Origin of the sequence: Mesorhizobium sp. M1A.F.Ca.ET.072.01.1.1 (genome assembly GCF_004023325.1) — a bacterium.
Taxonomy (GTDB): Bacteria; Pseudomonadota; Alphaproteobacteria; order Rhizobiales; family Rhizobiaceae; genus Mesorhizobium.
The window spans coordinates 1-19,532 of the sequence record NZ_RZSF01000017.1; the positions used below are offsets into that span (position 1 = coordinate 1).

The window sequence follows — 19,532 nt, forward strand, 5'->3', positions numbered from 1 at the left end:
GATCTTCATCGAGAAGGCCATGTTGTCGTAGACGGTCATATGCGGATAGAGCGCATAGGACTGGAACACCATGGCGATGCCCCGCTTCGAAGGCGGCACGTCGTTCACAACTTCGCCGTCGATCTGGAGCACGCCGGAGGTGATTTCCTCGAGACCGGCAATCGACCTCAGCAAGGTCGACTTGCCGCAGCCCGACGGCCCGACGAACACGATGAACTCGCCCGATTTGATGTCGAGGTCGATGCCGTGGAGAATGTTGAGGTTGCCGTATGATTTCTTCACCTGGTTCAGCGTGACATCGGCCATGGTTTCCTCTCCCAGTGATTGTCTGTTCTCAACTCAGTCGATCCGCCCGAACCAGGCGCCATAGCCGCCAAGGCGGATGGGCCCGGTGCCACCTTGTCCCGAAAAGCCGTGTCCCGGCAAGGTCTGCAGCGAGCCCTTGCCGAGATCGACTTCGGCCGGCTTGCTGCCGAGGTTGAAGACGCAGGCGATGCGCTCGTTGCCTTCGCGGCGCGTGAAGGCGACGGTGTCGCCATCGCTTTCGATGAAGTCGATGGCGCCCTTGCCCAGCGCCGGATGCTGACGCCGGAAGGCGAGAAAGCGCCGGTAGTGCTCGAGCAGCGAGCCCGGATCGCCCTGCTGCACATTCACGGCTTGCGCCAGATGCTTGCCCGGCACCGGCAGCCATGGCTTGGCGGTCGAGAAGCCGCCATTCTTGGCCGCTGCATCCCACACCATCGGCGTGCGGCAGCCGTCGCGGCCCTTGAATTCCGGCCAGAAACGGATGCCGTAGGGGTCTTGCAGGTCCTCGAAATTGAGTTCCGCCTCGCCGAGGCCGAGCTCTTCGCCCTGATAGATGCAGACCGAGCCGCGCAGCGACATCAACAGCGCCGAGATCACCTTGAGATAGGCGCTCGGATCGGCTTCGTTGGCGGCCCAGCGCGAGGCCACGCGCATCACGTCATGATTGGAGAACGCCCAGCAGGACCAGCCGTCTCTGGCGACCCGGCCGAAGGCCTCCAGCACCGCCCGCACCTTGGCGGCGCTGATCTTTTCCGGTGCCAGGAAGTCGAAGGAATAGCACATGTGAACGCGCTTGCCGTCGGCGGTGTAGGCGGCCACCACTTCCAGCCCGCGCTGCGAATCCCCGACCTCGCCGACGGCGGCCTGCGCCGGATATTCGTCGAGCAGCGCGCGGAAGCGCTCAAGGAAACCGAGATTCTCCGGCCGGCTCTTGTCGTAGATATGGTCCTGGTAATTGTAGGGGTTCACGGCCGGCGCCGTCTGGTCGTTGCGCTCTTCCGGCGGCAGCGGCGGGTTGTCCTCCAGCCCCAGGCTGTGGAAGTAGAAATTGATGGTGTCGAGGCGAAAGCCGTCGACGCCGCGCTCCAGCCAGAAGCGGGTGATGTTGAGCAGCGCGTCCTGGACCTCGGCGTTGTGGAAGTTGAGATCGGGCTGCTCGGCCAGGAAATTATGCATGTAATATTGCTGGCGGCTTGTATCCCATTGCCAGGCCGAGCCGCCGAAGATCGACAGCCAGTTGTTGGGCGGCGTGCCGTCGGGCTTGGCGTCCGCCCACACATACCAGTCGGCTTTCGGATTGGTCCGGCTGGAGCGGCTTTCCTTGAACCAGGGGTGGATGTCGGCGGTGTGCGACAGCACCTCGTCGATCATCACCTTGAGGCCTAGACGATGGGCTTCCGCCACCAGCGCGTCGAAGTCGGCCAGCGTGCCGAACATCGGATCGACGTCGCAATAGTCCGACACGTCGTAGCCGAAATCCTTCATCGGCGATTTGAAGAAGGGCGAGATCCAGATGGCGTCGACGCCGAGCGAGGCGATGTAGGGCAGCCGCCGGACAATGCCTTGCAGGTCGCCGATGCCGTCGCCGTTCGAGTCCTGATAAGAGCGCGGATAGATCTGGTAGATCACCGCGCCCCGCCACCAGTCGCGGTCGACGGCGGGGTCCGGTCTCGAACTCGTCTTCAAAGCCGATTGCATTGTCTCAACCTCCTTTCACCGAGCCGGCAAGCAGCCCGCGGACGAAATAGCGCTGCAGGGAGAAGAACACGACCAGCGGCACGATGATGGTGATGAAGGCCGATGTCGTGAGGATTTCCCAATTGCCGCCTCTCGAGCCGAGCAGCGCGTTGAGTTGCGCCGTCAGCACGATCTGGTCGGGCGCCGTGCCGAGGAAAACCATCGCCACCAACAGATCGTTCCACACCCACAGGAATTGAAAGATGGCGAAGGAGGCAAGCACCGGGAAGGACAGCGGCAGCACGATCTTGACGAAGATCTCGAAATCGCTGGCGCCGTCGATCCGTGCCGATTCCATGATCTCGCGCGGCAGGCCGGCGATATAGCTTCTGAGCAGGTAGATGGCGAAGGGCAGGCCGAAGCCGGTATGCGCCAGCCAGATGCCGAGATAGGTTTTCGACGGCACGCCGAAGAAGGTCCCGACGCCGTTGTAGAGCTTGAGCAGCGGGATCAGCGACATCTGCAGCGGCACCACGAGCAGGCCGATGATCACCGCAATCAGCAGCGCCCGTCCGGGAAAGCGCATCCAGGCCAACGCATAGGCGGCGAAGGCGGCGATCAGGATCGGGATCACGGTCGCCGGAATGGTCACGGTCAGCGAGTTCATGAAGGAGCGGCCGATACCTTGCGACAGAAGCACGTTCTCGTAGTTTTCCGTGGTGAATTTCGGCGGCGCCGAGGAGGCATAATAGACACGCTGGCCGCGATCGCCTTCGAAGGCCTTCGGCGAGGACAGCACGAACGTGCCGTCGGCGTTGACCTGCAGCGACACCCCGTCGCCGAGATCGGCAGCCGTGCCGGCCTTGTATTGTGTCGGCGCCGCCGCCTTGGTGCCGAAGGCGCTGATCGCGCGCCTGGCGCCGTCGCCGAAGATGTTGCCTTCGATGACGTATTTGCCGTCCTTCTGGGTTTGTGCGGACGCAGCCGGCAGACGCCCAGCCTCGGTCTGGCTGGAGCTTGAGAAGGAGTTCCACCAGCCCGACGCGATGATCTGGTCCTTGTCGCGCAGCGACGACACGAGGATGCCGAGTGTCGGGATGGTCCAGATGACGACGAAGACCAGCACGGCGAGATGAACGCCGAATCGGCCGACGAAGGACTTTCCGCGGGTCGCAGCCATCTCAGTGTCCTCCCGTCTCTTTGTTGGCCTGGCGAATGTTCCAGACCATGATCGGGATGACCGCGATCATGATGATGATGGCGATCGTGGCGCCACGGCCGAAATCGCCGCCGCCGCGGAACATCCAGTCGAACATCAGATTGGCGAGCACCTGGCTGTTCCATTGGCCGTTGGTCATGGTCAGCACGATGTCGAACACTTTCAGCACCAGGATGGTGATGGTGGTCCAGACAACTGCGATCGTCCCCCAGATCTGCGGCACCATGATCTTCCAGAAGATCTGGAACGGGTTGGCGCCGTCGATGACGGCCGCCTCCAGCGTCTCTTCCGGAATGCCGCGCAAGGCCGACGACAGGATCACCATGGCGAACCCTGTCTGGATCCAGATCAGGATCACCATCAGGAAGAAATTGTTCCAGAACGGCAGCGATATCCAGACCTGCGGCTGGCCGCCGAAATACTGGATGATGGCGTTGAGCAGGCCGATCTGCACCTGGCCCTCGCCGCGATACTCGTAAATGAATTTCCAGATCACGCTGGCGCCGACGAAAGAAATCGCCAGCGGCAGGAAGATAAGGCTCTTGGCGATCGTCCCCCACCAGATCTTGTCGGTGAGCACGGCGATGATCAGGCCGAGGAAGGTGCAGGCCGCCGGCACCACCGCCAGCCATAAGATGTTGTTGAAGATCGAGTTGCGGAAATCCTGGTCGCTGAACGCCCATTGGTAGTTGGCGAGGCCGACGAAGTGCTCGCCGCCGCGGTCGAGAAAAGAGAGCCGCAGCGTCTCGATCACCGGATAGATCAGATAGATGGTCAGGATGATCATCGCCGGCGCGACGAACAGCCATGGCCGCACCAGCCCTTGCCGGCGCAGATTGTCGACGGCGGCGCTGCCGGAGACGCCGCGCGACGGAAAGATCAGATCGAGCAGCTTGTTGGCGCCCCAGAAATACGCGACACAGCCGCCGACGCCGATGATGATGACGAATATGGCCGAGAAAATCTGAGCCGCCATGGGTCCCTCTCCCTGGGCATGACCGGCCGGCCAAGGCTCGGCCGCATGCACCGACTTTCAGTTATTCGGAACAGTCGAGACGCGAAGGCTTCCGGCGTGGGCTGCCGGTCGGACCCGGGCCGTAGCCCGGATCCGGTAGGAGGATGAGGAAGTCTCGGGTCGCGCGCGGCGGCCTACTTGATGGCATCCCAGCTCTTCTGGATATCGGCGGCGACGTCCTGGGCGGACTTGCCGCCGACCAGGTCGATCATGCCGGTCCAGAAGGAGCCTGCGCCGACCTTGCCGGGCATCAGGTCCGAGCCGTCGAAACGCACCGTGGTGGCCCCGACCAGGATCTCGCCCTGCTTCTTCAGCGCATCGCTGCCATAGGCGTCCTTGTTGGCTCCCTTGAAGGGCGTGACGAAGCTCTTCTGCGCCATCCACAATTCATGCGCGAGCGGCATCTCGAGGAACTTGATGAACTCACGCGAAGCCTTGGAATCCTTTGTGATCATCACCAGCGTTCCGGCCACTTCCAGCGGCGTGCCCAGTTCCGGCTTCGAGGCGTAGGGCGGGTAGGGGAAGAAGTCCGCATCCTGGCCGAGCTTCACATTCTCCGGGAAGAAGGAAGGAATGAACGATGCCTGATGGTGCATGTAGCACTTCGGCGGCACCGTAAAGAGGCCCTTTGGGCTGTCGCGGAAGTCGGTTGCCGCGACTGCCTTGGCACCGCCGTCGACCATCTTGTCGTCGGTTGCGATCTTGCCGAAGATATCGAGGGCGTTGACCACGGCCGGATCGGTGAAGGGAATCTCGTTCTTCACCCATTTGTCGTAGACTTCCGGCGGCTGGGTGCGCAGCATGATGTCCTCGACCCAGTCGGTCGCCGGCCAACCGGTGGCGCCGCCCGAACCCAGCCCGATGCACCAGGGCTTGCCGCCGTCGGCAATGATCTTCTTTTCGAGATCGGCCAGTTCCTCCTGGGTCTTCGGAACTTTGTAGCCGGCCTCCTCGAAATTATCTGGCGAGTACCAGACCAGACCTTTCACGTCGATCTTGTAGGGAAAGGCATAGAAGCCCGGCTTGCCGTCCTTGCCCGTATAGGTGCCGAGCTTGGCCCAGGAGTCGCCGGCGGCATAATTTTCCTTGATCCAGGCGGCGACGTCGTCGCCCAGCGGGGTCAGCACACCCTTGGAAGCGAGATCCTGGATCAGTCCCGGCTGTGGCAGGATGGCGATGTTGGGCGGGCTGCCGGCCTGTGTGTCGATAACGATCTGCTGCTCATAATTCTCCGACGAGGAGTATTTGACCTCTGCTCCCGTCGCCTCGGAGAAATAGTCGAGCACCGAACGCACGAGCGTCTCGTCCTCGCCGCGCCACGGACCGAAGATGGTCAGCGTTTCGCGCTTGAGGTCGACCTTCTTGAGATCGTCGTAATTCGCCCAATGAAACTTCGAATCCTCGCCCGGCTTGAATTTCAGTTCGGCATGTGCCGGCAGGCCAAGGGTGAGCGCAGCGAACGCAGCACCCAAGAGAAGCATTTTCTTCATGGCAGTCCTCCCAGTGTTGAGACAGTTCGGACGAAACCTCCATCTCGTCCGCCGACGCCCACGGAACTGTGACTCAGCGAGAAGGCAACCGCAACCTTTCGAAGAGTCTTCCAAAGCGCTTTGGCTACTCTGATCTCGCCATTGAATTGGGCGGAAGTCAAGAGGGCCGCCGTGCTAATCGATTTAAATCCGCCTGCGAGAAAGGAAAAAGTGCAATGCAGCAAGCTTTTTTGGCGCTGCAGCAGCAATTTGGGCTTCAAACTGCCTGTGGCCGCCCCTAAGGTCATAACGCTGGGCCATGGCGCCAGCGATCCTCGGATCGATTCAAATTGAAAGCGCTTTGAGGCTGGAGGCCTCGATGAACCTCAAGCAACTCTCGCACATGCTGTCGCTTTCGCAAACCACGGTAAGCCGGGCGCTGAACGGCTACCCGGAGGTCAGCGAGGAGACGCGGCGTCGCGTGATGGATGCCGCTAAGCGCCACGGCTACCGGCCGAACCCCAGCGCGCGGCGGCTGGCCACCGGCAAATCGGGAATGATCGGCTATGTGCTGCCGACCGGCAACGCCGTCGACATCGATCCGCATTTCGTCGAGTTTCTTTCGGGTCTCGGCGATTATGCCCGCTCGCACGAGCTCGATCTGGTGCTCTCGCCGGCCGATGCCGACGACCAGGAGACGACCTATCGGCGTATCGTCGCCAACCGGCAGGTCGACGCCGTCTACATTTCCTCGCCACGCCCCGCCGACCGGCGGCTGGCGCTGGTCAACACGCTGGGCATTCCCTTCATCGTCCATGGCCGCAGCGAGGGTTTTGAATTCGACTATCCCTATCTCGATATCGACAACGAGGGCGCCTTCCACGAAGCGGCCAGGCTTCTCGTCCAGCTCGGCCACAAGCGGCTGGCGCTGATCAACGGCGACGACCGCGAGACCTTCGCCATCCATCGCGAGCGCGGCGTGCGCCGGGCGCTTGCCGCCAGCGGACTGACACTGGGCGAGCGCCACATCTGTTCCACGACCATGACCGAGGAAAACGGCTATCGCGCCGCCCGCCGCCTGCTCGAAGAAAGCGGAGCCCCGACGGCGATCGTCTGCTCCAGTCTCATCATGGCGCTCGGTGTCGTCCGCGCCGTGCGCGATCTCGGCCTGACCATTCCGGGCGATCTGTCGCTGGTCGCCCATGACGACGTCTTCCCCTGGCTGCGGCCGGAGAATTTCCCGGTGCCGCTGTCGACGACGCGCTCCTCGATCCGCCTTGCCGGCGCGCGTGTTGCCGAGCGGTTGGCGGCGCGCATATCAGGGCTGGAAGAGGGCGCGCGCGGCGAGGTCTGGCCGGTCGATCTGGTCGTGCGGGGATCGGTGGCCGGCGCTCCGGTGTAGGTCAAACCTCAATTCTTCTGAAGCGACCGGGGGGTCGACCTTCAGAACGGACTGAATTCTCTGTCCAGCAGCCCCATAATGATGTCATCCTGCCAAGCCCCGCCGACGAATGCGGCTTCGCGCTCGCGCCCCTCCTCCACAAATCCGCACTTGCGATAGCAGGCGATCGCGCGGAAATTGCTCGATAAGACCCTTAGCGAAACTCGATGCAGGCCACGACCGAACGCATATTCGAGCACAAGCCTGATCGCTTCGGTACCATACCCCTTGCCTAGATATGCTTGGTCGTCGATGCCGATGGCCAAGGCTGCCCTCTTGTCCTGCCAATCTATGCTGTGCAGGCGGACATGGCCGACAAAGGAACCGGCATCAATGACCCAGGCACAGTTCTGTTGCTCGATGAAGCGAATGGCAGCCTCGGCTTCTCCTCGGGTAAAGGTTGTGTTTGGGCCGAATGTCCGACCATAGGCTTCAACGATCTCGCGATGCCGACCAAGCGCTAGCCGCGTTTCCACATCTTGGGGAATTGGTCTGCGAAGGATGAGGCGAGCGCCCCGAAGTTCGGGAAGATCGGCTATCATTTGTAGAAGCTAAGATGTTCGTGCCTATTTGTCGAACGGCCGACTCCGCTCATCGCGGTCATTTGCGATAGCCAATTGATTGAGTTGCAACAGAAAAGCATCGGGGCATGAGCCTCAAACACGAGACTCACTCCTTCGCCGCTGCGGCCGCCTTGATATCCAACAGCCCATAGCCGAAGTCATTGTCCCGCCCCTTCGGGCCGAGATCCTTGGCCGTGGCCGCCAGCGCCTTCTCGATCTCATCGGCCGAGCGGTCGGGCGCGGCATGGATCAGGTTGGCGATCGCGCCTGAGACGATCGCGGCGGCGAAGGAGGTGCCGGTCACCACGTCCGAGCCGGTGCCGCTCGACGCAACCATCTCAACGCCCGGCGCCGAGAGGAAGACATAGGCGCCGCGATTGGCTTGCGGCATCAGCCCGTCCTTGGCGTCGGTCGCGGTGACCGCGATGACCCCGTCGAAGGCTGCCGGATAGCCGTAAGGCGCTTTCGGCCCGTTGTTGCCGGCCGCTGCGACCAGCACCATGCCGAGCGCGCGCGCATTGCGGCAGGCGGTGCCGAGGAGGTCGTTCTTCGGCCCGACGAAGCTCATATTGATGATGCGCACGTCCTGTTCCGCCGCCCAGTCGAGCGCCGACAGGATGACATCCATACTCGACTTGCCGCCCTCGAAGGCCCGTGCGTGATAGATCTTGGCGCCCGGCGCGATGCCTTCCAGCGCGCCGACGCCGGCGATCAGCCCGTCGACGGAGGTGCCGTGGTCGCGCTTCTTGATCGGCACGTTCGGCATGGCGTCGAACTGGCCGGCGATCACGCCTTTCAGTGCTGGGTTGGTATCGTCGATGCCGGTGTCGATGACGGCAATGCGCACGTTCTCGCCGCTCGCCTGTTTCGAATCGAGCGCGATGCGCTCGAAGGCATAGTTCACGATGCCGGCGGCCTGCTGCAGCGAATAGATGTGGTTGGGCTCACGCCGCTGCGTACGCCCGTCGGCGGCAAGCTGCGCCAGCACGACGCCGACCGGCCGTCCGTCCGGAATGCCGTAGCGCACCAGCGTTGTGCCGAGCAGCCGCGACTGGCGCTGCGAGCGCACCTGCAGGCCCAAGGTGGTGGCGATCTGCTGCACCGCGCCGGCATCGCCGGCGACCGTCACCAGCACCTCGTCTGGCACGAACTCGCCACTGACCGCACGCGGCGGCGCGGCGAGATTGAGCCCGGTAGGCGGTGTGATGGGGCCGCTTGGCGGCGGGGCGGGCGCCGCTGTGCTTGTTGGACTCTTTGGAGGCGCCGGCTGCGTTGGCGCAGGCGTCGGCCGTGCAGGCGGATTCGGGAACAGGTCGACGATCAGCGCCGGCAGGAACACAGCGCCGCCGGCGGCATTGCCCGCGCCGGATTTCCCGCCCCCATTCTTGGCGCCGTCCTCGCAGTCAGCGCCGGCCGCCGTCGTGCGGTTGAGGCAGTCGATCTGCTTTTGCGAGAGGTTCGGATCGTTGGTCTGCGCAACGGCGGGAGCGCCTACAAATGTCGCCGCGAGGATTGCCGCATGAAGAACGACCGCCTTAGCCGCCATCGACCGGTTTCCTTCCCTGCGCCACAGCTTCCGCGAAAGGCTGGGCGGCAATAAGGCCGACCAGCTTGTCGTAGTCGGCCGCCGTGCTGGCCGGGATCGTCACGTGAAACACATCGTCGGCGGTCGGCCCGCCGGCGATCTTCAGCCCGTTCTGCCCAAGGAAGGCGGCGATGTCCGACATCTTGGCATCCGGCTTGAACTTGACCAGGGCAAAGGGCAGGTTTGCCAGATCATCCTGAGCGCCGGCGATTTCAAAGTCGTTGCCCTTGCCGCCCGGCCGCTCGAAAGACTGCGCCACGACCAGCGCAAGCAGCGCCGCGGCCGCCGTCCAGGCGACGCCCGAGGGGATCGCCGTGACCCGGCCGAAGACCTTCGCCAGCCATGACTGGCCGGCGGGCGCGCGCGCCGGACCGGCCTCGGCGTCGAGCGCCCTTGCAAAGCGGGAGAGCGCGTCGGCCGGCGGTCGGATCGCTTCGTTGGCGGCGGCGGTGCCGGAGAATTCGGCTTCCGCCTCGCCGAGCGCGGCCATCGCCGCAGGATCGGAGGCCAGCCATTCCTCGACGGCTTCGAGTTCTGCGCCTTCCAGCGAACCGTTGAGGTAGAACGGCAGCAGCGTCTCCATCTCGTCGCGGCGCGACATCTTTTCAGCGGCGCTCATGGCCACCCCCTGTCGTAACCGGCCGCCTTGAGGGCTTCGCCGAGTTTCTTGCGGGCGTAGAACATCCTGGTCTTGACGGTGGCAACCGGGATGTTGAGCACCTCGCCGATCTCGGTCACCGACTGGCCATGGTAATAGGCAAGGTCGACCACCGTGCGGTGTTCCTCCGGCAAGGCATCGACAAAGCGGCGCAAGGCGGCGGCCTTGTCTTCCTTCATGGTGACCACTTCCGGCGTGTCGGCGCTGTCGGGAACCTGCGCCGCGGCATCGTCGTCGATCCAGTCTTCCTTCTTCTTGCGCAGCAAGGACAGTGCCTTGAAGCGGGCGATGCCGAGCAGCCAGGTCGAGACTTCGGAGCGGCCTTCGAAGCTCGGCGCCTGGCGCCACAATTCGAGAAAGACCTCGTTGGTTATATCGTCGGCCATCATTTCCGATCCCGTCTGGCGCGCCACGAAACGGTAGATCCGCGCGTGGTGACGCATGAACAGGAGCCGCACGGCGGCCCGGTCGCCCTTCGCGACCCGGTCTACAAGCGCGCGATCGGTTTCGGTCGCCGCGTTCATGGCCGGTCGAGCCGCCTGGCTCCTCGTGGCTCTGTCGCTGGTCGGTCCAAAAAGGTTCATCCTCCGCCAAGGAATTTTCGGAAGCTAACCGAAGAAGATGAGCGTTGCCAGAGGTGGCGCCCCCTTCTCCCCTTGTGGGAGAAGGTGGATCGGCGCGGAGCGCCGAGACGGTTGAGGGGTGTTCCAGCGGAGTGAGACGTTGGCGTTCACTGGAACACCCGTCATCCGTCGCCTTTGGCGACACCTTCTCCCACAAGGGGAGAAGGGGAGCTAAATCAAGAACACCTTCCCCTTCATCGTCGCCGGTATGTCCACGCCGAGCCGGCTCAGCACCGTCGGCGCGAGCTGCAGCTGGTCGAGCAGCGCGTCGGCTTCGGGACCCTTCGCCGGCCCGAAATAGTAGAGCGCGAAATCCTGCATCTCGTCGTCATGCCCGCCGTGATGCCCGCGGTCCGTCTGGCCGTGATCGGCGGTGACGATAACTTCATAGCCGGCTTCGCGCCAACCGGGCAGGAAGGCGGCGAGCATACCGTCCATCGCGTAGCAGGCATGATCCATCTCGTGGCAGTCGTGGCCGAAGCGATGGCCCATCGAGTCCAGCGTGCAGCTGTGCAGGATGCCGTAGTCGATGCCGTGGCGGCGGGTAAGCATGGTCAATGTCGCGAAAAGGTCGACATCGCTCGGCGTCATCTGGTTCTTGAGATTGTAGCCGGTCATGGTGTGGAAGCGGCCATGCGTGATCGGCCCGCCAGGCTCGTCGAATTCCATGTCCTCGACCAGATCGAACGGATGGGAGCGGAAGAATTCCGACCAGTAGGAATGCGTCACCGCCCCGGTCCTGCCGCCGGCCTTGCTGACCTCCGAGAAGATATCGGGCTGCCTGACCCGGAACCGGTTCTCGTTGGAGAGGATGCCATGAACTTGCGGCGTGACCCCGGTATGGATCGAGGCGTAGCAGCAGGCCGAGGTTGACGGCAGCACGGAGCGCATTCTCCACACTTGCGCCTCACTCGATTGTACCCAGCCTTCGAGATTGCCCATGAGCCGGCGCCAGTTCCGGTAAGGCACGCCGTCAAGGATGATGAGCAGCAATTTGGATTTAAGCGCCAAGGGGAATTCCATGCGGTCTTGCGGGAGGATCAGCATCGAGGGCTTGACCGACCCGGCCAAGTCCCAGAAGCACAGAGAAGAGCAAGCCAGCTTAGTTGCCGGCGCTTTCCATGCGCCGGCCGGCGATCGCCTTCTCCAGCCAGCCGATCTCCATTTCGGGGACGGAGGACAATAGAAGGTCGGTATAGGCATCGAAGGGCGGCGCCAGCACCTTGCTCTTGGAGCCGTAGCGAACGACCTCGCCGCGATACATGACCGCGATCGAATCGGCGATCGACTTCACTGTCGCGAGGTCGTGGGTGATGAAGAGATAGGCCACTTTCTCGATCTGCTGCAGGTTGAGCAGCAGCTTGAGGATGCCGTGGGCGACCAGCGGATCGAGCGCCGAGGTCACCTCGTCGCAGATGATCAGCTTCGGCTTGGCGGCCAGCGAACGGGCGATGCAGACGCGCTGCTTCTGGCCGCCGGAAAGCTCGGCCGGATAGCGGTCGATGAAGCCCTTTCCCATCTCGATCTGGTCGAGCAGCTCGGCGACGCGCTTGTCGCGCTCGCGACCTCTTATGCCGAAATAGAACTCGAGCGGCCGGCCGATGATCGTGCCCACGGTCTGGCGCGGGTTCATCGCCACATCGGCCATCTGGTAGATCATCTGCAGCTGGCGCAGATCCTCCTTCGGCCTATCGGAGAGCCTGTTGCCAAGCGTGCGGCCGTCGAAGAAGACGCTGCCCTGCTCGGGCGGCAGGAGGCCGGTGATGGCGCGCGCCAGCGTCGATTTGCCGGAACCGCTCTCGCCGACGACGGCCAGCGTCTGGCCCGGGTAGATGTCGACCGAGACGTTCTTCAGCACCTTGATGTGGCCGCCGCCATAGGCGGCCGTCACGTTCTTCACCGACAGCATCGGTGCGGTGCCCGGCTGCTGTTCCTGGTGTTCGATCTCATGCACCGAGACCAGGGCGTTCGTGTATTCCTGGCGCGGCTCCTTGATGATCTGGCGGGTGCCGCCCCATTCGACCAGCCGGCCGTGACGCAGCACCATGATCTCGTCGGATACCTGTGCCACGACGGCTAGGTCATGGGTGATGTAAAGGGCCGCGACATGGGTGTCGCGGATGGCATCCTTGATCGCTGACAGCACGTCGATCTGTGTCGTCACGTCGAGCGCCGTGGTCGGCTCGTCGAAGACGATCAGGTCCGGTTCCGAGCAAAGCGCCATCGCCGTCATGACGCGCTGCAACTGGCCGCCGGAGACCTGGTGCGGGAAGCGCTCACCGATCGTTTCCGGATTGGGCAGGCTGAGCTTCTTGAACAGCGCGACGGCTCGCTTCTCGGCCTCGGCCCGGGTTGCCGTGCCGTGCAGAAGCGTCGCCTCCACCACCTGGTCCATCAGCCGGTGCGCCGGATTGAAGGCCGCCGCCGCCGACTGGGCGACATAGCACACTTCGCGGCCGCGCAGCTTGCGCAAGCCCTCCTTGCCGCCCTTCAGTATATCGCGGCCGTTGAGGATCACCTCGCCGCCCGTAATGCGCACGCCGCCCCGGCCATAACCCATGGAGGACAGGCCGATCGTCGACTTGCCGGCGCCGGATTCGCCGATCAAGCCGAGCACCTTGCCCTTCTCCAGCGTCAGCGAGACATCATGGACAAGGGTGATGGTCTTCGGCGCCTCGCCGGGCGGGTAGACGGTCGCCTCGATGCGCAGATTGCGGATGTCGAGGAGTCGGCCGGAGTTTGCTTTGCTGTCAGCCATCACCCGCGCCCTCCCTTCAGGCTGGTCGTGCGGTTGAGTACCCAGTCGGCGACAAGGTTGACCGAGATCGCCAGAGCCGCGATCGCCGCCGCCGGGATGAGCGCCGCCGGGATGCCGAAGACGATGCCGTCCTTGTTCTCCTTCACCATGCCGCCCCAGTCGGCGTCCGGCGGCTGCACGCCGAGGCCGAGGAAGGAGAGCGTCGACAGGAAAAGCACCGCATAGATGAAGCGCAGGCCGAGTTCCGAGACCAGGGGCGACAGCGCGTTCGGCAGAATCTCGCGGAAAATGATCCAGCCGCTGCCTTCGCCGCGCAGTTTCGCGGCCTCGACATAGTCCATGACGTTGATGTCGACTGCCACCGCGCGCGACAAGCGGTAGACACGGGTCGAATCGAGGATGCCCATCACCAGGATCAGCGTCACCAGGTTGGACGGCAGCACCGACAGGACGACCAGGCCCATGATCAGCGTCGGGATCGACATCAGCAGGTCGACGAGGCGCGACAGCATCGTGTCGAACCAGCCGCCGAACACCGCCGCCGAGAAGCCCAGAATGGCGCCGAGCGAAAAGGACAGCGCGGTGGCCAGCACGGCGATAAACAGCGTGATGCGGGCGCCATAGATCATGCGGGACAAGAGATCGCGGCCAAGATTGTCGGTGCCCAACAGGTGCACCGATGACATCGGTTCCCAAGGGACGTCGCTGACGATCTCGGCATTGCCGTGCGGGGCGATCCATGGCGCCAAGACCGCCGCCAGCACGAACAGCGTCGTCAGCACAATGCCGATCAGCGCCGCGACAGGAGTGCGTCTGATATCGAGCATACCCGCGCCCCCTACTTCGGATGCCTGAGCCGCGGATTGGCGACGATCGCCGCAATGTCCGCGATGATGTTGAGGGCGATATAGACGGCCGCAAAGATCAGGCCGACCGCTTGGACGACGGGAACGTCGCGCTTGGTGACGTGGTCGACGAGATATTGCCCCATGCCCGGATAGACGAAAATCACCTCGACCACGACGACGCCGACCACGAGATAGGCGAGGTTCAGCATGACGACATTGATGATCGGCGCGATCGCGTTCGGGAAGGCATGCTTGCGGATGACCGCGAAAGCCGAGAGCCCCTTGAGCTCCGCCGTCTCGACATAGGCCGATTGCATGACGTTGAGGATCGCCGCTCGCGTCATGCGCATCATGTGGGCCAGCACCACCAGCGTCAGCGCCGCCGCCGGCAGCGCGATCGCCTGCAAGCGCTCGCCTAACGACATTCCGTCATAGACGGTCGAGATGGCGGGAAACCATTGATGCTCGACCGCGAAGTAGAAGACCAGCAGGTAACCGATGAAGAATTCCGGGAACGAGGTCGAGGCGAGCGCCACGCCGGAGATCATCTTGTCGACCCAGCCATTGCGGTAGCGCACCGCGATCAGGCCAAGCGTGATCGCCAGCGGAATGGCAACGATTGCCGCCCAGAACGCCAGGAACAAGGTGTTCCACAGCCGTTCCTTGATCGATGTCGCTATGTCCTGGCCGCTCGACATCGCCGTGCCGAGATCGCCGGTGAGCACGCCGCCCAGCCAGTGGAAGTAGCGGATATAGGCAGGCTGATTGAGTCCGAGCTGTTCGCGCAGATTGGCGAGCGACTCCGGCGTCGCCGATTGTCCGAGGATGGCTTGGGCGACGTCGCCGGGCAGGATCTGCGTGCCGGCGAAGATCAGGACCGAAACGGCCAGCAGAAGGAGGATGCCCAGCGCAACGCGCTGGGCCACCAGTTTCACGACGGGTGAGGACATCTCCGCAAGGCCGGACCTTAGGCTTCCATCCAGCACTTCGCCAAGGCGTAGCCGTTCATCAGCTCCTGATGCGGATCGTCCACCCAGCCACCGACCTTGGGACCAGTTGCGTCGATGAACTGGTTGAACATCGGCAGGATCAAGCCGCCCTCGTCACGCACCATCACAGCCATGTCATGGTACATCTGCTTGCGCTTGGCCTCGTCGAGCTCGGCGCGCGCCGCCAGCACCATCTTGTCGAAGTCCGGCCGCTTGAACCGCGTGTCGTTCCAGTCGGCGCTCGACAGGTAGGCGGTCGAGTACATTTGGTCCTGCGTCGAGCGGCCGCCCCAATAGGAAGCGCAGAAGGGCTGCTTGTTCCAGACTTCGTTCCAGTAGCCGTCGCCGGGTTCGCGTTTGATTTCCAGCTTGATGCCGGCCTTGGCCGCGCTCTGCTGATAGAGCTGCGCGGCATCAACCGCGCCGGGGAAGGCGACGTCCGACGTCCTGAGCAGCACGGCGCCGTCGTGACCCGACTTCTTGTAGTGGAACTTGGCCTTGTCGGGATCGTATTTGCGCTGCTCGATCTCGGTGAACAGCGGATAGGAGGCGTTGATCGGGAAGTCGTTGCCGAGCGAGCCGTAGCCGCGCAGCACCTTGTTCAGCATCTCTTCGCGGTTGATCGCCAGCTTCAGCGCCATCCTGAGGTCGTTGTTGTCGAACGGCGCCGTGTTGCAATGCATGATGAACACGTAGTGGCCGGGACCGGAGTGGTTGCGGATGGTGACGCCCCGCACGCGCTTGATCAGGTCGACGATCTTCGGCTCGACGCGGTTGATCATGTTGACCTGACCGCCCTGCAGGGCCGCCGTGCGCGCCGTCGCGTCGTTGATGACGACGACTTCGACCTGGTCGGCATGGCCCATCTTGTCGCCCTGCCAGTAGTTGGCGAAGCGTTCGCCGACATGGCGCACGCCGGGCTCGTTGACCTTGACCTTGTAAGGGCCGGCGCTGATGCCGGCATCGGGTTTGTCCTTGCCGCCATTCGGCTGGACGATCAGGTGATAGTCGCTGAGCAGATAGGGAAGGTCGGCGTTGGCTTCCTTCAGGGTCAGCACCACTTCCTTGCCGTTGGCCTTGATGGTCTCGATGCCCTTCATGTAGCCGAGCGCGCCGGACTTCGACTTCTCGTCCGAATGGCGCTCGAGCGTGGCTGCCACGTCCTGGGCGGTCACCGTCTTGCCGTTGTGGAATTCGATGCCGTCGCGGATCTTCAGCGTCCAGACCTTGGCGTCGTCGGAAGAGCCGATTTCCTCGGCGATGCGGTTCTCGAGCTTGCCGTCGGGCGACAGCTCGACGATCATTTCGCCCCAGCACTTGCCGAAGGCGAAGGGCACCTGGGTCATCATCAGCGCGGGGTCGAGGCTGTTGGTGGATTCACCGCCGACCAGGCCGGCCTTCAACGTGCCGCCCTTGACGGGGCCGGCAGCCCGGGCAGCGCTCGAAAGCAGCGAGTTGGCGAAGGGCGCGGTGACGCCGAGCGCGGCGGCGCGGCCAAGGAAGTCGCGGCGGCTGAGCTTTCCGGCAGCGACGCGCCGGCTGAGATAGTCGAGTTCGTTTGTCATTACGGGTTCCTCACTCTGATGGTACGACCATGTGGTCGGTTCTTGTTCTTGTGAGGGATAATGAGCGCAACGGAAAGCTGTAAGCAAGACCGAATGCGACATGCCGTGGCGTAAATGGCGCGTCGCATTTGGACCAATCTTGTCAGCGCTCACACGAGAGCGCGGGGAATCGTCTGTTTGAAATCGCGCTCGAACACCAGTTTTTCGCCCTCATAGGCCTCGATTCTGGCGCTGAGGATGAAGTCTTGCGCGTCCGAGCGCATCTCGGCGAAGGTCTCGGTCCGCACCGACCATTCATTTCGCGACAATGTCTGCGTCCAATGCGTGCTGCCCGTCGCCGACAGCGGATCGTCGGGTTGGATCGCCCATGTCTCCCCGACCATGCTGCCGTGGACCAGCCCGTGCTCCAGGTCGCGCACCTCGCCGAAATCGTCCGTTACGGCAAGCGTGACGACGCCGGTCTTTTCGTTGCGGTGGATATGCCGTTCGGAATTGGTCGGCCTGATCGTCTCGGTCGCCCAGGGCGTAGCCCCTTCCGGTTCGGGAAACGAGAGCTCGTCGGCCGTCGCCGGCGGACGCAGCGGCAGCTTGAGCGTCGCTGCCGACAGTTCGAGCGTCGCCGGCTCCGGCGAAGGCCAGATCATCGGCCAGTAGGCGGTCGAGACGGCGACCCGCAGGCGGTGCCCGGCCGGCACCCGGTAGGCGCACTGATCGAGCACGACGCGTGCCGAGACCGTCTCGCCTGGCACCAGCGCTTCCGGGAACTCGTGCGAGTTGCGGTGGGTGAGGTTGAGCACGCCATAGGAGATCAGCTCCGAGGCGCCGTCCGGATGCACGTCACAGAGACGCACCGCGATGTTGGCCTGGCGGCGGTCCGAGGCAACCCGTACTTCGACTTCCGGCGCGCCGACGATGTCGATCGCCTCCTCGAGTTCGACCTGGTCGAAGCATACCGAAAGCGCGTCGTCGGGGCGCTGGTCGCCCGGCAGTTCCGGACCGAAGGTGAAGGGAAAATACTCGCCGCCCGCAAGCCCGCAACTTTGCGGCGAGGCGACGATTGCCGGTCCGGCGCCTTCGGCAATGAGCTCGGTTGCCTTGACCTTGATGTCGGGCGAGGGCCATTGCTGTTCCGCAACCCAGCGGCCTGACCGTTCGGGATGCCAGCGGGCCGGACGCACGCTGTCCATCACATAGGCGCGGTAGTCCGGGTCGGCCTCGACGCCGGTCGCCGCGCCCTTCAGCCAGCGGTCCCACCAGCGCAGCGCCTCCTGCAGGAAGCCGATGGCCGGATTGGGTGCCGCGTAATGCGGATATTTGTGGATCCAGGGGCCGACGATGCCCTTCACCGGCGCCTGGATGTTGGTGACCAGATTGGAGATCGTGTTGCGGTAGCCGTCATGCCAACCGCCGATCGACAGCACTGCCGCCGTAACGGCTGAAAAGTCCTCGCAGATCGAGCCGCGTTTCCAGTAAGCATCGCGATGCTGGTGGCTGAGCCACAGCGGCGCGAGAAAGGGCTGGTTCTCCAGCCGGCTCAGCCACAGATCGCGCCAGCGGTTGCCGCCGGCGATTTCCGGATCCGGCGGCCGCGACGAGTAGGAGAGCATCGTCGAGGCCCAGCCGAAATTCTCGAGCAGCAGGCAGCCGCCCTTGTAGTGGATGTCGTCGGCATAGCGGTCGACAGTCGGGCACAGGCTGATCACCGCCTTCAGCGCCGGCGGCTGCTTTGCCGCGACCTGCAGGCAGTTGAAGCCGCCCCAGGATATGCCCATCATGCCGACATTGCCGTTGCACCAGGGCTGCGCGGCCGCCCAGGCGATGACGTCGCAGGCATCCTGCAATTCCTGCTCGGAATATTCGTCGTCCATCAGCCCTTCGGAATCGCCGTTGCCGCGCATGTCGACGCGGATCGAGGCATAGCCGTGTCCGGCGAAATAGGGATGCGTCAGCTGATCGCGGAAGATGGTGCCGTCGCGCTTGCGGTAGGGCAAATGCTCGAGGACCGCCGGCACCGGGTTGTCGCCGGCATCCTCAGGCATCCATATGCGCGCCGACAGCCGGCAGCCATCCGGCATGACGATGCCCATATCGGGAAATTCGACGACCTTGCGAGGGAATTCTGTGACGGTTTTCATGAAAGGCACATGATGGAACCGTCGCCGAGGCGTCGTGGGCCAGCCGGCGAAATCGGCTGGTCAATAAGCGTCAGTTCAAAGCGTCAGTTCAGCGGAATGTCGTTGTCGGCCTTGCTCGCCTGGTATGTGCCGGACAGCGCGTCATAGCGTGCGGAGATCTTGGCAATGCGCGCCTCCAGCCGCCTGCGTTCCGCCTCGGGCAAAGCGCGCACCAGCCGGCGTATGGAAAAGCTCTTCCAATAGGCGTTCTCGGCGTTGTAGCCGCCGGGATCGAGTGTGAAGACCTCCTTCAGGATCTTCAGGTCATGCGGGATGGCGAAGCTGTCGCGCGAGTCCTCGTGGCTGAAGAGGTAGTAGAAATTGTCGAAGCCGGTCCAGGTGATTGCCGACAGGCACAGGGAGCAGGGCTCGTGCGTGGCCAGGAACAGCGCATCCCTGGTGTCGACGCGCTGGGCCCTGGGCATTTCGTAAAATCGCTTCAGGCAGTGCATCTCGCCATGCCAGAGCGGATTTTCGATTTCGTTGTTGGTTTCGGCGAGCACCAGCGAGCGGTCGTCTTTCCGCAGGATGGCGGCGCCGAAGAGTTTGTTGCCATGGGCAACGCCTTCAGCGGTCTTCGGCACGATATCGTGCTCGATAACGTCGAGCAGGCGGTCGATCAGCGAAATGTCTGTCATCGGG

17 protein-coding genes are annotated in these 19,532 nt (G+C 63.5%); 1 reads left to right on the forward strand and 16 read right to left on the reverse strand.

Translation table 11 applies throughout. The features are described from left to right. The 5 genes from EOA32_RS04565 to EOA32_RS04585 form a co-directional block, all read right to left on the reverse strand. On the reverse strand, positions 1-306 hold a 306-nt coding region (locus tag EOA32_RS04565), incomplete at its 3' end, for an ABC transporter ATP-binding protein (protein WP_145971273.1). 33 nt (positions 307-339) lie between these two features. After that, complete coding sequence (locus EOA32_RS04570) at positions 340-2,004, reverse strand: alpha-glucosidase (RefSeq protein ID WP_128370992.1); 1,665 nt, start codon at positions 2,002-2,004, stop codon at positions 340-342. Positions 2,005-2,008: 4 nt separating this feature from the next. Further along, positions 2,009-3,163 carry a carbohydrate ABC transporter permease gene (locus EOA32_RS04575; protein ID WP_095776966.1) on the reverse strand — a complete coding sequence of 385 codons (1,155 nt, stop codon included), beginning with the start codon at positions 3,161-3,163 and terminating at the stop codon, positions 2,009-2,011. Between the two features lies 1 nt (position 3,164). Further along, complete coding sequence (locus EOA32_RS04580; protein ID WP_128370993.1) at positions 3,165-4,178, reverse strand: sugar ABC transporter permease; 1,014 nt, start codon at positions 4,176-4,178, stop codon at positions 3,165-3,167. Positions 4,179-4,351: 173 nt separating this feature from the next. Continuing rightward, positions 4,352-5,707 carry an ABC transporter substrate-binding protein gene (locus tag EOA32_RS04585; RefSeq protein ID WP_128370994.1) on the reverse strand — a complete coding sequence of 452 codons (1,356 nt, stop codon included), beginning with the start codon at positions 5,705-5,707 and terminating at the stop codon, positions 4,352-4,354. A 358-nt stretch (positions 5,708-6,065) separates the two neighbouring features. Between EOA32_RS04585 and EOA32_RS04590 the strand changes: the two genes are divergently transcribed. Beyond that, positions 6,066-7,088, forward strand: coding sequence for a substrate-binding domain-containing protein (locus EOA32_RS04590; protein ID WP_067324096.1), 1,023 nt, complete (start codon positions 6,066-6,068; stop codon positions 7,086-7,088). A gap of 41 nt (positions 7,089-7,129) precedes the next feature. Here EOA32_RS04590 and EOA32_RS04595 read toward each other — a convergent pair whose 3' ends face one another. The 11 genes from EOA32_RS04595 to EOA32_RS04645 all read right to left on the reverse strand — a co-directional run bounded on the left by EOA32_RS04595 (position 7,130) and on the right by EOA32_RS04645 (position 19,528). Continuing rightward, positions 7,130-7,669, reverse strand: coding sequence for a GNAT family protein (locus EOA32_RS04595; protein ID WP_128370995.1), 540 nt, complete (start codon positions 7,667-7,669; stop codon positions 7,130-7,132). 127 nt (positions 7,670-7,796) lie between these two features. Further along, positions 7,797-9,236, reverse strand: a complete 1,440-nt coding sequence (locus EOA32_RS04600; RefSeq protein ID WP_128370996.1) for a S8 family serine peptidase — start codon at positions 9,234-9,236, stop codon at positions 7,797-7,799. Continuing rightward, entirely contained in the window at positions 9,226-9,894 is a 669-nt protein-coding gene (locus tag EOA32_RS04605; RefSeq protein WP_095828223.1) for an anti-sigma factor, read from the reverse strand. The genes EOA32_RS04600 and EOA32_RS04605 overlap by 11 nt, the downstream gene beginning before the upstream one ends. Beyond that, positions 9,891-10,457, reverse strand: a complete 567-nt coding sequence (locus tag EOA32_RS04610) for a sigma-70 family RNA polymerase sigma factor (RefSeq protein WP_128370997.1) — start codon at positions 10,455-10,457, stop codon at positions 9,891-9,893. Before EOA32_RS04610 ends, EOA32_RS04605 begins: the two co-directional genes overlap by 4 nt. 270 nt (positions 10,458-10,727) lie before the next feature. Then, entirely contained in the window at positions 10,728-11,567 is an 840-nt protein-coding gene (locus tag EOA32_RS04615; protein WP_128370998.1) for an alkaline phosphatase family protein, read from the reverse strand. A gap of 91 nt (positions 11,568-11,658) precedes the next feature. Beyond that, positions 11,659-13,314, reverse strand: a complete 1,656-nt coding sequence (locus EOA32_RS04620) for an ABC transporter ATP-binding protein (protein WP_128370999.1) — start codon at positions 13,312-13,314, stop codon at positions 11,659-11,661. Next, positions 13,314-14,141, reverse strand: coding sequence for an ABC transporter permease (locus EOA32_RS04625; RefSeq protein ID WP_066995982.1), 828 nt, complete (start codon positions 14,139-14,141; stop codon positions 13,314-13,316). Before EOA32_RS04625 ends, EOA32_RS04620 begins: the two co-directional genes overlap by 1 nt. Before the next feature lie 11 nt (positions 14,142-14,152). Beyond that, positions 14,153-15,112 (reverse strand): ABC transporter permease, encoded by a 960-nt coding sequence (locus EOA32_RS04630; RefSeq protein WP_067324105.1) that lies wholly within the window; start codon positions 15,110-15,112, stop codon positions 14,153-14,155. Between the two features lie 17 nt (positions 15,113-15,129). Further along, on the reverse strand, positions 15,130-16,716 hold the full coding sequence (locus EOA32_RS04635) for an ABC transporter substrate-binding protein (protein ID WP_095776969.1): 1,587 nt from the start codon (positions 16,714-16,716) through the stop codon (positions 15,130-15,132). A 149-nt stretch (positions 16,717-16,865) separates the two neighbouring features. Continuing rightward, positions 16,866-18,851, reverse strand: a complete 1,986-nt coding sequence (locus tag EOA32_RS04640) for a CocE/NonD family hydrolase (RefSeq protein ID WP_128371000.1) — start codon at positions 18,849-18,851, stop codon at positions 16,866-16,868. Between the two features lie 83 nt (positions 18,852-18,934). Continuing rightward, positions 18,935-19,528 carry a nucleoside deaminase gene (locus EOA32_RS04645; RefSeq protein ID WP_066995970.1) on the reverse strand — a complete coding sequence of 198 codons (594 nt, stop codon included), beginning with the start codon at positions 19,526-19,528 and terminating at the stop codon, positions 18,935-18,937. Between the last annotated feature and the right edge of the window lie 4 nt (positions 19,529-19,532).

What these genes read in the sequence shown, in the direction of transcription:
- EOA32_RS04570 (WP_128370992.1), bottom strand. Translation starts at nt 2,004, where the DNA reads ATGCAATCGGCTTTGAAGACGAGTTCGAGACCGGACCCCGCCGTCGAC.
- EOA32_RS04575 (WP_095776966.1), bottom strand. Translation starts at nt 3,163, where the DNA reads ATGGCTGCGACCCGCGGAAAGTCCTTCGTCGGCCGATTCGGCGTTCAT.
- EOA32_RS04580 (WP_128370993.1), bottom strand. Translation starts at nt 4,178, where the DNA reads ATGGCGGCTCAGATTTTCTCGGCCATATTCGTCATCATCATCGGCGTC.
- EOA32_RS04585 (WP_128370994.1), bottom strand. Translation starts at nt 5,707, where the DNA reads ATGAAGAAAATGCTTCTCTTGGGTGCTGCGTTCGCTGCGCTCACCCTT.
- EOA32_RS04590 (WP_067324096.1), top strand. Translation starts at nt 6,066, where the DNA reads ATGAACCTCAAGCAACTCTCGCACATGCTGTCGCTTTCGCAAACCACG.
- EOA32_RS04595 (WP_128370995.1), bottom strand. Translation starts at nt 7,669, where the DNA reads ATGATAGCCGATCTTCCCGAACTTCGGGGCGCTCGCCTCATCCTTCGC.
- EOA32_RS04600 (WP_128370996.1), bottom strand. Translation starts at nt 9,236, where the DNA reads ATGGCGGCTAAGGCGGTCGTTCTTCATGCGGCAATCCTCGCGGCGACA.
- EOA32_RS04605 (WP_095828223.1), bottom strand. Translation starts at nt 9,894, where the DNA reads ATGAGCGCCGCTGAAAAGATGTCGCGCCGCGACGAGATGGAGACGCTG.
- EOA32_RS04610 (WP_128370997.1), bottom strand. Translation starts at nt 10,457, where the DNA reads ATGAACGCGGCGACCGAAACCGATCGCGCGCTTGTAGACCGGGTCGCG.
- EOA32_RS04620 (WP_128370999.1), bottom strand. Translation starts at nt 13,314, where the DNA reads ATGGCTGACAGCAAAGCAAACTCCGGCCGACTCCTCGACATCCGCAAT.
- EOA32_RS04625 (WP_066995982.1), bottom strand. Translation starts at nt 14,141, where the DNA reads ATGCTCGATATCAGACGCACTCCTGTCGCGGCGCTGATCGGCATTGTG.
- EOA32_RS04630 (WP_067324105.1), bottom strand. Translation starts at nt 15,112, where the DNA reads ATGTCCTCACCCGTCGTGAAACTGGTGGCCCAGCGCGTTGCGCTGGGC.
- EOA32_RS04635 (WP_095776969.1), bottom strand. Translation starts at nt 16,716, where the DNA reads ATGACAAACGAACTCGACTATCTCAGCCGGCGCGTCGCTGCCGGAAAG.
- EOA32_RS04640 (WP_128371000.1), bottom strand. Translation starts at nt 18,851, where the DNA reads ATGAAAACCGTCACAGAATTCCCTCGCAAGGTCGTCGAATTTCCCGAT.
- EOA32_RS04645 (WP_066995970.1), bottom strand. Translation starts at nt 19,528, where the DNA reads ATGACAGACATTTCGCTGATCGACCGCCTGCTCGACGTTATCGAGCAC.